The organism is Flavivirga rizhaonensis, from assembly GCF_004791695.1.
Taxonomy (GTDB): Bacteria; Bacteroidota; Bacteroidia; order Flavobacteriales; family Flavobacteriaceae; genus Flavivirga; species Flavivirga rizhaonensis.
In genome coordinates this window covers 1-14205 of sequence record NZ_SRSO01000013.1, presented here as the reverse complement: position 1 = coordinate 14205, position 14205 = coordinate 1, and the positions used below count along the sequence as shown (strand labels likewise).

Genomic DNA, 14205 nt, shown 5'->3' with positions numbered 1-14205 from the left:
AGACACACTAATTTGTGACCATTCAAATGTAATTGAATTTATAGGGTTCAATCTTTCCTGAAAAATTTCAATTTGAGAATTACAAGGTTCGAACCAAAGATGTTAATTCGATACTTTTAAAAAATGCTAGTATTTACAGGGATTTACAAGGGAATAAAAAAGGGACAAATCATAATTATTTGATTTGTCCCATGATGTACTGAAGGCGGGACTTGAACCCGCACGGACTAATGTCCATTGGATTTTAAGTCCAACGTGTCTACCAATTCCACCACTTCAGCATTGGTATATTTTAAGAAAGTATCAGAGCGAAAGACGGGATTTGAACCCGCGACCCCCACCTTGGCAAGGTGATGCTCTACCCCTGAGCTACTTTCGCAGTCATTTTTAATGAACTTACCTGCGGCAAGCAGGTAATGCAATCGTGATTGCGGATGCAAATTTAAAATATTTATATTAATTGCAAAGCCTTTTAGTAAAATAAATTCCATTTATTTTACGCCCGCTTTTTTTTGACCAACATTCGTTTAATTTCGTTGAGTTTCATTAACGCTTCAACAGGTGTAAGCGTATCAATATCAGTACATAATATTTCTTCTTTAATATTCTCCAATAATGGGTCATCTAAATTGAAAAAACTTAGCTGCATCTCGTCGTCTATGGATTTAACCTTATCTGTTAATTCTTCACTGGAATGCGATTTCTCTAATTTCTTTAAAATTTTGTTTGCGCGACGTAATACTTGTTGTGGCATCCCTGCCATTTTAGCTACATGAATACCAAAACTATGCTCACTACCTCCTTCAACCAGCTTTCTTAAAAAAAGCACATTATCTTTTAATTCTTTAACCGATACGTTGAAATTTTTAATACGACCAAACGTTTCGGTCATTTCATTTAACTCATGGTAATGTGTTGCGAACAACGTTTTTGGTTTCGCAGGATGCTCATGCAAATATTCACTAATTGCCCAAGCTATTGAAATACCATCATAGGTACTTGTTCCACGCCCTATTTCATCAAGCAATACCAAACTTCTATCTGATATATTATTCAGAATAGAAGCTGTTTCATTCATTTCCACCATAAAGGTCGATTCTCCCATAGAGATATTATCGCTCGCCCCAACTCTGGTAAAAATCTTATCTACTAAACCAATACGCGCTTCATTAGCAGGTACAAAACTACCTATTTGAGCTAAAAGCACGATTAACGCCGTTTGACGCAAAATTGCTGACTTACCAGACATGTTAGGTCCCGTAATCATAATAATCTGTTGGACTTCCCTATCTAAAAATATATCATTAGCAATATAGGCTTCCCCAATAGGTAATTGCTTTTCTATGACTGGGTGACGACCATCTTTTATCTCTAAATCAAAAGAATCATCAATAACAGGATATATATAGTTGTTGTCTTTTGCTAGTTGGGAAAATCCGCATAAACAATCTAACTGCCCTACTAAATAGGCATTTTGTTGCACTACTTTTATATATAAGTTCATCCAGCTTACCAATTCTGCAAACAACTGTTGCTCAATAGCCTGAATTCTATCTTCTGCTCCTAATATTTTAGCTTCATATTCTTTAAGCTCCTCAGTAATGTACCTCTCAGCACTTACTAAAGTTTGCTTTCTAATCCATTCTTCGGGCACTTTATCTTTATGTGTATTGCGTACTTCTATATAATACCCAAACACATTGTTTGAAGCTATTTTTAGAGAAGTAATGCCTGTGCGTTCACTTTCACGCTCCAACATATTATCCAAATAGTCTTTTCCAGATTTTGATAAATCTCTCAATTCGTCTAATTCTGATGAAAAGCCAGGGGCAATACTATTTCCTTTTAACACATTTACAGGAGCATCTTCATTGAGTGTTTCTTTAATTTTTTCACGAAGCACGTCACAACCTTGAAGATTATCTCCAATAACTTTAAGCGATTCATTTTCACAATTTGACGCCAACGATTTTATAGGCACAATAGCCTCCAAAGAGTTCTTAAGCTGAATAACTTCACGCGGATTTACCTTACCCGTTGCTATTTTAGAAATGAGTCGTTCTAAATCACCAATATGCTTAATATGACCTTGAATTTCCTGAAGTACAGTATGTTCGTGAGTTAAAAAACTAACGACTTCATGGCGCTGTTTGATCTTTTCAACATTTTTTAAAGGCAATGCCAGCCAACGTTTCAATAACCTTCCGCCCATAGGCGAAATCGTTTTATCAATCACGTTTAAAAGTGTAACAGCATTATTATTAGTCGAATTATAAAGCTCTAAATTTCTAATGGTAAACTTATCCATCCACACATATTCATCTTCCGCGATTCTGGAAATAGACGTAATATGCTGTAGTTTGTTATGCTGCGTTTCTGATAAATAATGAAGAATAGACCCCGATGCTATGATGCCTTCATACAAATCTTCAATACCAAAACCTTTTAATGTTTTAGTATCAAAATGCTTTATTAATGTTTCATAGGCATAATCAGTTTGATAGATCCAATCTTCCATATAAAATGTATGAAAATCGTCTCCAAACATCTCATTAAACGTGGTACGTTTTTTCTTGGAGACCAAGACTTCACTAGGTCTGAAATTCTGCAACAATTTATCTATGTACTCTGCATTACCTTGTGAGGTTAAGAACTCCCCAGTAGAAATATCTAAAAACGAAATACCTATATATTTTTTATCAAAATAAACCGAACACAAAAAGTTATTGGATTTTGATACCAAAACCTCATCATTCAATGCAACTCCTGGAGTAACCAACTCTGTTACACCACGCTTTACAATTGTTTTGGTTTGCTTAGGATCTTCTAACTGATCGCAAATAGCAACACGTTCGCCTGCCTTAACCAATTTAGGCAAATACGTATTTAAGGAATGGTGCGGGAAACCAGCTAATTCGGTTTCACTTTCACTACCTGCACCACGTTTGGTTAAAATAATACCTAAAATACCCGCTGTTTTAACAGCATCTTCTCCAAAAGTTTCATAAAAATCGCCAACACGAAACAATAGTAAAGCATCTGGATACTTTGCCTTAATCGTATTGTATTGCTTCATTAAAGGCGTCTCTTTTTTTGATTTTTTCTTCATTTAATCTTTTTTTCATTTCCGTGAAGACGGAAATCTACCAATGGTAAAATGGTTTTTAAATGTTATTTTTGCAGATATTGTAAGATTGCTAATGTAGTATTATTTTGATTTTTTTTGAAATTGAAACATTAGAAGTTATCTACAATTATGGTAAGATTTTAACAATATGCCATTACGAAGGAGGAACAACTGTAGTAATCTTATTGAAAGTATTTCTGAGTTTCATTAAACAGATTGCCACGTCACAAAAAAGTTTCTCGCCATGACATGTAAATGATTAGATTTCCTCCTTCGAGGAAATGAAAAAAAATAATTTTCAATGCGCAAACTAAAAAATAGTGAATTGGATCGATTGAGTGTCGATGATTTTAAATCGGTAAAAAAAACACCAATCATTATTGTCCTAGATAATATTAGAAGTCTTAATAATATCGGTTCTGTTTTTAGAACCAGTGATGCTTTTCTAATTGAAAAAATCTACCTCTGTGGTATCACAGCCAAACCACCTCATAAAGACATTCATAAAACCGCTTTAGGAAGTACTAATACGGTAGATTGGGAATATGTTGACGATACGATGGATTTAGTTGAAACATTACAAGCTAAAAACATAAAAGTATGTGCTATTGAACAAACTGAAAACGCTACCATGTTAAATGATTTTAAACCTGAAGCTAACACAACTTACGCTTTAATTTTTGGCAATGAAGTAAAAGGAGTTGCTCAAAATGTGGTTAGTGCTAGCGATACTGTTATTGAGATTCCACAGTTTGGAACCAAACACTCATTAAATATTTCTGTGAGTTGTGGCGTTGTGGTTTGGGATGTGTTCTCTAAGTTGAATAACTAATAGAACACTATGGAGCTAAAATCCAGAGATTTTTTATGTTTGATACCAAATAAACATAAAATGATGCCCCTTATAATTCGTTTCTATCATGCTCATATTTAACTAATTTTAATCACAAAATTCACACAAGAATTTTCAACGATTAATTATTAGTTATTTTTGAACCATTACTCATGGCCATTATTTTGTTTTTAAGCAATCGATAATCTGGTCTTTTACCATTGCCTAAATCAATGAATAATTCAGAAGGATTAGTTTTAGAGAAGATATTAAAAAAAGAAAAGTTTTCGCACCAACTTTTTAAATCTTCATTGTTATCGTTAAAGTTTGAAAAAATAGTTCCTTTACAATTGTTAAAACATGTATTTTTAAATTGTATCCTTGCCAAACCAGCATCATTAATTTTGATATTTTCATCAAGTATTACTGCTTTACTAAAACCAGATATGACACTTCTGTCAATTTTAAAATTTGTATTTTCACCTATATATATAGATTCCTTTACCAGACCTACTTCAATTTCATAATCTAAGTTTTTAGTATCAGTTAAAAGCGTCATGTTTTTTGCTATTACTACTGTTTCCTGTTTAGTAAAATCGACCTCTTTAACACTATTGTAGGAGACTGCGTTAATACATCTAGATTCACCAGATGATATATAAGGCGACCGAACAGCTAATGAGTTATTTATATGACATACTGCCCCATAGCTAAAATTATAATCATTTCCATTAGATTTATATGAAACCATCTTATCCAAGTTAGCTTCTCCTCCAATAACGCTAAAGGAATTGCCCGCAGAATAGCTTACCATGACATTATTTATTGTAGTTTTCGCCCCTAATCCACCTAACAATAAGGCATTGGAAACATGAGACCTTTTCGTTTTTCCTCCTGCATATTCCACTCTTACATATGATATAAATCCAGAGTTGTCTTTTAGGCCTTCTCCTCCAAAATTTGTGTATTTATAGTTTGGGGGTTCAATTTCTGCATAAAAAGAAGTTCCAGAATTTTTCTCCAATTTGTTAGTATGCCCATCTCCAAGTATTATTATACCTCCCCAATCTCCTGCTTTTTTGGTGGTTTTATTTGAAGTAAAAACAATAGGATCGGTTAAAGTCCCTTCAGCTATTATAGCAGCTCCTACAGTAATAGTAAGTGTTGCTTTCGATTTGGAATCCCCCATAATCACTGTTCCTGGTTCTATACTAAGAATGGCATTATTTGTAACAAAAACATTTCCTATCAACAAATAAGTATATTCTTTATAAAGTGTTGTATCTTCTGTTATATTGCCAGTCAATATGTGAGTGCTTTCTCCGTAACCCACTGTATTCGGCTTAAATTCTGTCCAGCCATTGAGCCAATTATTAGCCCCTATTATACCTCTTTCTTGTTGCGCACTAACACTTACAGAAACGACTATTAGCAACCATATTATTTTAGTGAAATTTTTCATGATACATATTTATTATTAAAATAGTTCTTTATTAGACTTCATAGAACCTTCTTAACTTTTAACAGAAAAGCCATTTAAAAAACTATTATCCACCAAATACATTTCTTTAGTTCGCTTATTTTGAATTAACACGCGCTCTTCTTTAGTGTATAATTTCTCTTTAGCTATACGTAAATTTAAAACAGTTTTTTTTGATATTAATTGATCTTTCAAAAACCTATTGGTTGGTCTGTTTAATACAAAATATTCGCCTACAACCGAGAAATCTCCTGTTATCTCTTCAGGAGGTACTATGTTATTCTGTAACGCATAACCCCTTTTATTTTTTAGGTTTTTAATATCTTTTGTTTTCTTAGTATTGGATAATTTCTCTCTTAAAACAGCAATTGATTCATAAGTAGGTTTTTCTGGAACTTCAATTTTATTATCTAATTTCAATAAAATCTTGTTTAAATGCGCTTTCATATTCTCAGGATTTAAACTAAGAAGTAAAAACCCAGCCTTCATACCTTTATTTATGTAGTTATCGGAATAAAAAAGATCTTTAATATTATGTTTTGAAGCTAGAATTTGTGCTTCTTTTAAAAACGTTACTTTATTTCTGAAAGACTTACTTGAGCTGTTAAAAGCAACGACTTTACTTTTAACAGTCGATATATCATTAAATCTATCAAGAGCCTTATAATAATCTGCCGTTTTAGAAATACTATCGGTGATTACCTTTTCTAACTCACTTTTTAATTTAGTATATTCTGGATTTAATGATTCCTCTGTTTTTAAACAAGAGACAACATAAATTTCTGAAGTAGATTGTCCTTTTAACGTTTGTTTCCTAGTGTTGAGTCTGTTAAATTCGTAGTGCTTTTCTTGAGAATACGCATTACAAACTGCTAAGAATGTAAGAACCGACCATATGAAAATAGTTTTCATAAATTATAAATTAAGTTTAATACAGTAAATGAGGGTGCTGTCAAATGTATATACTAACCTTCTATAGCCTCAAAAAAATTCGCTTAAATACAAGTTTTCTGGTTTAAACGGCTTGTGCCATGGTATTCAGTTATTAATAAATAGTGAATGTTTTGTTTTAATCATCTCTATTCTTAAATAATTCATTTTTTGTCATTCCGTGCTTGACACGGAATCCATTACAACAGGAATGACAGGAGTACAAAGTTTTTGAATATGTTTAAACATAATTTAACTTGATTGAAAAGCTTGAAAATCATAACTTCGTTTATCAATGTCCCCTGTTTGGGTATAATATATTTTCGAAACTAAAACTGAATGAAACATTTAGAAGTAAAAACAGACCCTAGAGTTGCATCGATTTTCAATAATTACCCCGATTCCGTTAGAAAGAAAATGACAAACCTTCGGGAATTGATTATTGAGACTGCAAATAACATAGAAGGAGTAACCAATCTGGAAGAAACACTAAAATGGGGAGAACCAAGTTATTTAACCAAAAAAGGTAGTACCATTAGAATAAATTGGAGCTCTAAAAACCCCGATCAATATGCTATGTATTTCCAATGTACTAGCAGGCTGGTCTCTACATTCAGAACCGTTTATAAAAACACGCTAGATTTTGAAGGTAAAAGAGCTATCATTTTGCAGCTACATAAAGAACTTCCTGAAGAGCCCTTAAAAAAATGTATTGCTGCGGCTTTAACATATCATAATGTGAAGCATTTGCCTTTGTTAGGGATCTAGAACACAAAGCAACTTCCTGATTTGTAGTTTTTTATATACAATTTGGTTTGATTCTAAACATACAAAATTATAACTTTGCTTATCAATCGATATAATTCATTGAAACGGAATTATATTTTAACGTTGGCAAACATTAAATTAACTCTCAAAACATAAAATTTATGCAAGAATTTACTCAATCAGTAAAAGCGACTTTATATGATAGAGCAAAAAAACCATTTACTGGTACATTTATTTTAGCATGGATTGCTTATAATTGGAAAATTTTAGTTGCGATTTTCTTTATCAATGAAGAACACTTAAAAGACATTACTCGCATTGAGTACATTGAGAATCTTCAACTTTTAGGAATCAATAACTTAGTGTGGAAACCATTCGGTATAGCAGTGGTAGCATTAATTGCTTTAGGCATACTTAACATAATTACTTCTTGGATTGTACTTCAATTTAAAAATTTTCAGTTCACATACGTGGATAAGCGAACCAAAGTAGATTCGGCTGAATATGGCAAATTATTAGACGAATTAAAAAACATAAAAGATAAATGGGCTAATGAGATTCAGTCCATAAATACGGAGAGAACTGATTTGATAAAATCTAATGACGAGTATATAGCTGATAATGACAACCTAAATAGTGAATTAAACAACTTGAAAAAGCAATCATACGATGACCAGAAAACAATAAATGAAATGAAATCAAGTAATCAATTGTACCAAAACACCTTAACAAAAGCTTCTGAATTATTGGCAGATTACACTTCAAAATATGGAACAATTAAGAAAGATAGGACAATCGCCAATACTTTAAATAAAGCACATAAATCAAAGCCTATTAATGACATAGTTATAATCATTAATAAACAGCATGATAATTATAATAGTTGATTTTGACATAGTCGTGGTCCAAAATATGAAAGTAAAAAACGTTTGCCAACAACTTGTATAGCTCATTGCGGCTGAATTCCTTAGTCGGAATTCGCTGCAATTTGCTATCTTTTGGTTACAGTGAAAAATCATAGCTGATTTTCCACAACTAGCCATACACAAAACCGATAAGCGCAACTCAAAAATCACTCCCTACAAATCACTCCCAAAAGCCACAAATAATCCAATCTGTTTTCAACAAAATCCTTATCCGAAATATCAATGATTTTCACATTAAAATCAGGTTGTGATTTTAAAAACTCTAAGTACCCAGCATTAATTTTTTCTAAGTAGTCGTTTTCAATATTCTGTTCGTAATCACGACCACGTTTTTTAATATTTTCTTGTAATCGCTCAGTATTCTGATATAAATAGACATACAAATCGGGTTTTGCTATCTCTTTGTACATTAAATAAAACAACTTTCTATACAACTTAAACTCATCTTCCTGCAATGTGATTTTTGAAAAAATAAGTGATTTAAACACATCATAATCACTTACAATAAAATCTTTAAACAAATCTAGCTGAGATAAATCGTCCGATATTTGCTGGTAGCGATCTGCTAAAAAAGACATTTCTAAAGGGAAGGAATACCGCGCAGCGTCTTCATAAAATTTAGGTAAAAATGGATTATCAGCAAAACGCTCTAAAATAAGTTTCGCATTAAAATCATGTGCTATTTTATTTGCCAAACTGGTTTTACCAGCACCAATATTACCTTCAATAGCAATGTAATTATACTTTGAAAAATCAAAGGCCTTTCTTGGGTTTTTCAACCAAATATTAATAGGTTCTAAAACACTTTCATCTCCACATTCTTCTAACAAAACTGATACTTGTTTATCTAATTTTGGGTGCTTTATTTTAGATGCTATATCATGAAGTGGTAATAATACAAACCTTCGTTTTTCCATTTCTGGATGTGGCACTTGAAGTGTATTGGTTTCAATAATACGATCTTCAGCAAAAATAATATCTAAATCAATAATACGCGCTTCATAACCTTCAGAGTTTTTCCTAGTACGCCCCAAGTCCTTTTCAATAGTTAATAAAACCTGTAGTAATTTTTGAGGTTTTAAATAACTTTCTAAAACCAAACAAGCATTAAAAAAATCATCACTTTCAAATCCAAAAGCAGGCGATTTATATACTTTAGAAATCAGTTTTATATTACCAGCTCTCACATGTATTAAATCAACTGCATTTTGGAGGTTTTTAAGTTTATCTCCTTTATTACTTCCTAAAGCGATATGAAATGTCGTTGGTTTTATCATAAGTATTGGCAAAATAACTAAAACAATTTTTATTCGTTTATATTTACGAGACGTATTTATTCACAAATTACCTCGAAACACTTCTAAAGTTTCTAAATACTCAAATAGACATGAACTTAGTTAATATGTCTCTTCGAGTAATTTTTCGAAACTAAATGAAGAAAAATTGTATCGAGAAGCTTTATTTCCATAAATATGAAAATATATTATGTTTATATTTTAAAATGTTCCGATAAAAGCTATTATACAGGTATAACATCTAATTTGACTAGACGTATTACAGAACATAAATTAGGAAAACATGCAGATAGTTACACTTATAAACGCCGACCAATACGTTTGGAGTTCTATGCTGAATTCACAAATGTTGATTTAGCCATACAAACAGAAAAGCAAATTAAAAAGTGGTCTAGAGCAAAAAAAGAAGCATTAATTAAAAATGAATTTGAAAAGCTTCCTAACTTAGCTAAAAAGAAATTCAACACACCTTAGTTCTCGATACAATGCTCCTTCGTCGCATCACTCGAACTGACAAAGTGAAATTTATTTATAACCTGTTATGACATTAAAAGACAAACTTGCTGCTCAGCGTATCTACATACTCCTTGGGGCTTTATTTATAACATCATTGGTGGTGTCAAACCTCATTTTTCAGAAGTTTTTTTATTGGCATCCTGTTGACATTGAAATTTTTGGAAGTAAGCTTTTCGAAATCTCTGTTGGTATTTTACCCTACCCGATTACTTTTTTAATCACCGATTTAATTAGTGAAATTTATGGTAAAAAGCGTGCTAATGATGTTGTTGTAACGGGTATTTTTGCTTCACTTTTTTCACTTTTAATAATACTGGTTGCAGACAGCGTTCCTGCCACAAGCTGGTCTTACGTTAAAAACGATATGTTTAATACGGTTTTTGGTAATTCCATCATTGCTGTATTTGCAAGCATGCTCACCTATTTATTCGCACAGTTTGTAGACATTCAGATTTACCATTTTTGGAAACGACTCACCAAAGGGAAATATCTTTGGCTACGAAATAATTTCTCTACCTGGTTTTCTCAATTTGTAGATACGTTTACGATTGTAACTTTATTATGTTCATTCGGCATCATCGATTGGTCGAATTTTAAAGGTTTATTAATTAGTGGGTTTTTATTTAAAGTTTTTGTTGCTGCTTGTGATACACCTTTTCTATATTTGGGTGTTTATTTGTTTAGAAAGCGTTTTAAATTAAAAGTGAACGAAGAAATTGATTTGCTTTAAAATTTTATAATAAATTAATATTAAATAAAAACAAGTTTCATCTTTCTAATACCATTTTTACGTATATTCATAACATATTCTATATCAACATCCCGCAAGCCTATTAATCAAAAAAACCTACACAATGAAAAAAGCTTTAAAAATATTAAGTATTACTTTACTCATTATTCTAGTACTCTTAGTTGCTATTCCATTTGCTTTTAAAGGGCAAATTAAAGACATGGTAAAGCAATCAATAAATGACAACTTAAATGCACAAGTAGAATTTAGCGATGTGAGTTTAAGTTTTTTAATAAGCTTTCCACAAGCACATGTTTCTGTAAGTGATTTGGTCATTACTAATTTTGAGCCTTTTAAAGGCGAGACATTTGTAACCTCCAAAAACATTACACTTACGATGCCTATTAAAGAATTATTTAAAATGTCTGGTGGAGATCCCATTATCGTAAATTCCATTACTGTAGACGAAACTTTGCTCACTCTTAAAACAGATAAATTCGGCAACACTAATTTTGACATTGCTAAAAAAGATGAAGAAAAAGCATCAACCAAAACAGAAACAGAGAGAAGTAGTTTTTCGTTTGATATTGAAAATTACAGTATCAATAACAGTGCTTTAGCATATATTGATGAGGCCTCCAAGATGACTATTTATGTATCTGAACTCAATCATGAAGGTACAGGCATCTTTTCCGCAGAAACATCAGAATTAGAGACAAAAAGCGAAGCAAATATTAGTTTTAAGATAGATAGCAGCACCTATTTAAATAATAATCCTGTAAAACTGGACGCTATAATAGGATTAGATTTAGCTAATAGCAAATACACTTTTAAAGATAATAAGGCACTTATAAACAAATTACCTTTGGAGTTTCATGGCTATGTTCAGCAATTAGAAAATGGTCAAGAAATGGACATTACTTTTGAAAATCCAGAAACTTCTTTTAAAAATTTCTTAGCAGTCATTCCAGAAGAATTTTCAAAAAACATTGAAGGTGTTCAAACTACTGGTGACTTTAAAGTTAAAGGTATTGTAAAAGGGTTAAGCTCAGAAACAACAATTCCTAAGCTAGATATTAGCCTGACCTCAAACAATGCATCGTTTAAATACCCTGATTTACCAAAACGTGTTAAAAACATTACTATAAATACAGTTATAAAAAATACTACAGGACATGCTGACGATACTTATGTTGATATTAAAGCGCTTAATTTTAGTATTGATGAAGACATGTTTAAATCGTCTGCCTCTTTAAAAAATATTAGTAAAAATATGTTAGTTAATGCCAATATTGATGGTATTTTAAACTTAGCAAATATTACAAAGGTGTATCCTGTTGAATTAGAAAATACCTTAACAGGTACTTTAAAAGGGAATATCAATACTGCTTTCGATATGAACGCTATCGAAACAAATGCTTACGAGCGTATAAAAAATAATGGTTCTGCTAGTATTAGTGATTTTGTGTTTTCTTCGGAAGACATTGTGAATCCGATTCATATTTCTGAAGCTAATATGTCTTTTAACCCAGGAACAGTTTCCCTTAGCAGTTTTAAAGCCAGAACAGGGAATAGCGATTTGAATGCCACAGGAACTATTAAAAATCTATTAGGGTTTTTATTAAGTGATAATACGCTTCAAGGGTATTTCAATGTGAATTCTACCTTTTTTAAGGTAAGTGATTTCATGTCTGAAGATGAAACCGCCTCAACAAATAATAAAACCACAAGTGATGCTGAGTCCTTGAAAATTCCAAAATTTTTAAATTGTACTATTAATGCCAATGCAAAAACTGTTCTTTATGACAATTTAAATTTAAAAAATTTAAAAGGAACACTTATAATTAAAGATCAGCGAGCAACACTTAAAGATATGACCTCTAATTTATTTGATGGTGCTTTAGCTATTTCCGGTAATGTTTCCACAAAAAGTGAAACACCGACTTTTAATCTAAATTTAGGTATAGATGGTTTTGATATAGGTCAGTCGTTTAAAGAGCTAGAACTATTAAGAAGCCTAGCTCCTATTGCCAAAATACTTCAAGGAAAACTAAATACCGATATTAATTTAGCGGGTAATTTAGATAGTGAATTTTCTCCTGAATTAAGTAGTGTCTCTGGGGATGCTCTAGCTGAATTATTAACTTCAAAAGTCAATGAGAATAAAAGTGAATTATTTAACAAACTAGAAGGGTCTTTAAGCTTTATAGATTTTGATAAATTAGACTTGAAAGACCTTAAAACAAAGTTAGAATTCGCTAATGGAAAAGTTAGTGTTGAACCTTTCCAACTAAAATACGATGATATTACTATTGATGTTTCGGGGTCTCATGGTTTTGATAAAAAATTAGAATACAGTGCGATTTTTAATGTGCCTGCTAAATATTTAGGGAGCGATGTTAATCAATTAATTGGAAAAATTGATAATAAGGAAGCAAAAAACATAATAATTCCCGTTACAGCTAACATTGGAGGCACATATACAAGCCCTTCTGTAACAACCGATTTAACAAGTGGCGTTAAAAACCTGACAAATCAACTTATTGAAATTGAGAAACAAAAATTACTCAATAAAGGCAAAGACAAAGTATCAGATTTAATTAGCGGTGTTATTGGTGGCAATAAGAGCAAAACAGACTCTATAAAGAAAGAGCAAAATAATTCGGTTAAAAATGTTTTAAGTGGCATTATTAAAAATAAAAAGAATCAAACAGAAAAAGATTCTACCAAAACTAACACTACAGAAGATGCTGTAAAAAATGCTCTTGGCGGTCTTTTAGGAGGCAGAAAGAAAAAGGTTGACACCAAAAAATAAAACCGTATTTTTGCACATTATTTAAATAATTCCTTTTTTATTAGGATGTTAATTTAAAAAAGTTATTATTGTAACTAGCCAGCTCTATGAATTTAACGAAAACAAATAGCATGGTTAAGACATACTTTAAAAAGTAAAGTATTAAAAACGTATTTACGGATAGTCCTAAAACGAATAAATTTAAAAATCACACATGCTAAAGATTATTATTAAAGAAGGTGAAAATATTGAGCGTGCCTTAAAACGCTACAAAAGAAAACACAGAAATATTAAGGTTATGCAAAATTTGAGAGAAGGTCAGTTTTTCACAAAGCCATCTGTTAAAAGACGTCGCGAAATCCAAAAAGCTGCGTATATTCAAAACTTAAGAGATCAAGAAGATATTTAGAATTCCCTATTATAAAAAAGCCGCATTTGTGTATAACAAATGTGGCTTTTTTATTGCCACAATTTCAAGATGATATTTTCATTAATCTGAATTGATATTGTATAACATCTTCAAAAAAACTTATTACTTAACGAGTTCGATGTAACTTAAATTATTTAACTTCGCTGTAAAATTCTGATTGCTAGACTTATAAAGTATTTTGTATTTAAAAACACCCTCCTTAATCCTCCCTCGAGGGAGGAATCTCACTCGGTAAAATTGTCCCCTTGAGGGGCGATTTCCTATAAAGTGGCAATTTCATTTCTTCCTTGAATTATTTTACAGATAAGCAGGTTGAACAAATCCTTTCCCTTATTGTTGAACTTGAAAGCGATTTCATCTAAATAGCCCTGTAAATG

General features: G+C 31.6%; 11 protein-coding genes and 2 tRNA genes. 7 read left to right on the top strand and 6 right to left on the bottom strand.

Going from position 1 to position 14205, the window contains the following annotated elements:
• Nucleotides 1-197 precede the first annotated feature (197 nt).
• The 3 genes from EM932_RS10725 to mutS all read right to left on the bottom strand — a co-directional run bounded on the left by EM932_RS10725 (nt 198) and on the right by mutS (nt 3109).
• Nucleotides 198-281: transfer RNA gene (locus EM932_RS10725), tRNA-Leu, on the bottom strand.
• 26 nt (nt 282-307) lie between these two features.
• A tRNA-Gly gene (locus tag EM932_RS10720) sits at nt 308-379 on the bottom strand.
• A gap of 117 nt (nt 380-496) precedes the next feature.
• Nucleotides 497-3109, bottom strand: coding sequence for a DNA mismatch repair protein MutS (gene mutS / locus EM932_RS10715; RefSeq protein WP_135877186.1), 2613 nt, complete (start codon nt 3107-3109; stop codon nt 497-499).
• A 319-nt stretch (nt 3110-3428) separates the two neighbouring features.
• Here mutS and EM932_RS10710 point away from each other — a divergent pair, with 319 nt between their 5' ends.
• Nucleotides 3429-3959 (top strand): RNA methyltransferase, encoded by a 531-nt coding sequence (locus EM932_RS10710; RefSeq protein WP_135877185.1) that lies wholly within the window; start codon nt 3429-3431, stop codon nt 3957-3959.
• 142 nt (nt 3960-4101) lie between these two features.
• Here the strand turns inward: EM932_RS10710 and EM932_RS10705 are convergent, their stop codons facing one another.
• Nucleotides 4102-5421 (bottom strand): hypothetical protein, encoded by a 1320-nt coding sequence (locus EM932_RS10705; RefSeq protein ID WP_135877184.1) that lies wholly within the window; start codon nt 5419-5421, stop codon nt 4102-4104.
• A gap of 51 nt (nt 5422-5472) precedes the next feature.
• Nucleotides 5473-6351 (bottom strand): hypothetical protein, encoded by an 879-nt coding sequence (locus EM932_RS10700; RefSeq protein WP_135877183.1) that lies wholly within the window; start codon nt 6349-6351, stop codon nt 5473-5475.
• A gap of 357 nt (nt 6352-6708) precedes the next feature.
• Between EM932_RS10700 and EM932_RS10695 the strand changes: the two genes are divergently transcribed.
• Nucleotides 6709-7137 carry a DUF1801 domain-containing protein gene (locus EM932_RS10695; protein ID WP_135877182.1) on the top strand — a complete coding sequence of 143 codons (429 nt, stop codon included), beginning with the start codon at nt 6709-6711 and terminating at the stop codon, nt 7135-7137.
• A gap of 161 nt (nt 7138-7298) precedes the next feature.
• Complete coding sequence (locus tag EM932_RS10690) at nt 7299-8024, top strand: hypothetical protein (RefSeq protein ID WP_135877181.1); 726 nt, start codon at nt 7299-7301, stop codon at nt 8022-8024.
• Nucleotides 8025-8209: 185 nt separating this feature from the next.
• Here the strand turns inward: EM932_RS10690 and folK are convergent, their stop codons facing one another.
• Nucleotides 8210-9340, bottom strand: a complete 1131-nt coding sequence (folK, locus tag EM932_RS10685; RefSeq protein WP_135877180.1) for a 2-amino-4-hydroxy-6-hydroxymethyldihydropteridine diphosphokinase — start codon at nt 9338-9340, stop codon at nt 8210-8212.
• A 195-nt stretch (nt 9341-9535) separates the two neighbouring features.
• Here folK and EM932_RS10680 point away from each other — a divergent pair, with 195 nt between their 5' ends.
• The 4 genes from EM932_RS10680 (at nt 9536) to rpsU (ending at nt 13807) form a co-directional block, all read left to right on the top strand.
• Complete coding sequence (locus tag EM932_RS10680; RefSeq protein ID WP_135877179.1) at nt 9536-9832, top strand: GIY-YIG nuclease family protein; 297 nt, start codon at nt 9536-9538, stop codon at nt 9830-9832.
• Between the two features lie 67 nt (nt 9833-9899).
• On the top strand, nt 9900-10604 hold the full coding sequence (locus EM932_RS10675; protein WP_135877178.1) for a queuosine precursor transporter: 705 nt from the start codon (nt 9900-9902) through the stop codon (nt 10602-10604).
• 124 nt (nt 10605-10728) lie between these two features.
• The gene (locus EM932_RS10670) at nt 10729-13419 is read left to right on the top strand and encodes an AsmA family protein (RefSeq protein WP_135877177.1); all 2691 of its coding nucleotides are present in this window, start codon (nt 10729-10731) and stop codon (nt 13417-13419) included.
• A 193-nt stretch (nt 13420-13612) separates the two neighbouring features.
• Nucleotides 13613-13807 (top strand): 30S ribosomal protein S21, encoded by a 195-nt coding sequence (gene rpsU / locus EM932_RS10665; protein ID WP_135877176.1) that lies wholly within the window; start codon nt 13613-13615, stop codon nt 13805-13807.
• Nucleotides 13808-14205 lie beyond the last annotated feature (398 nt).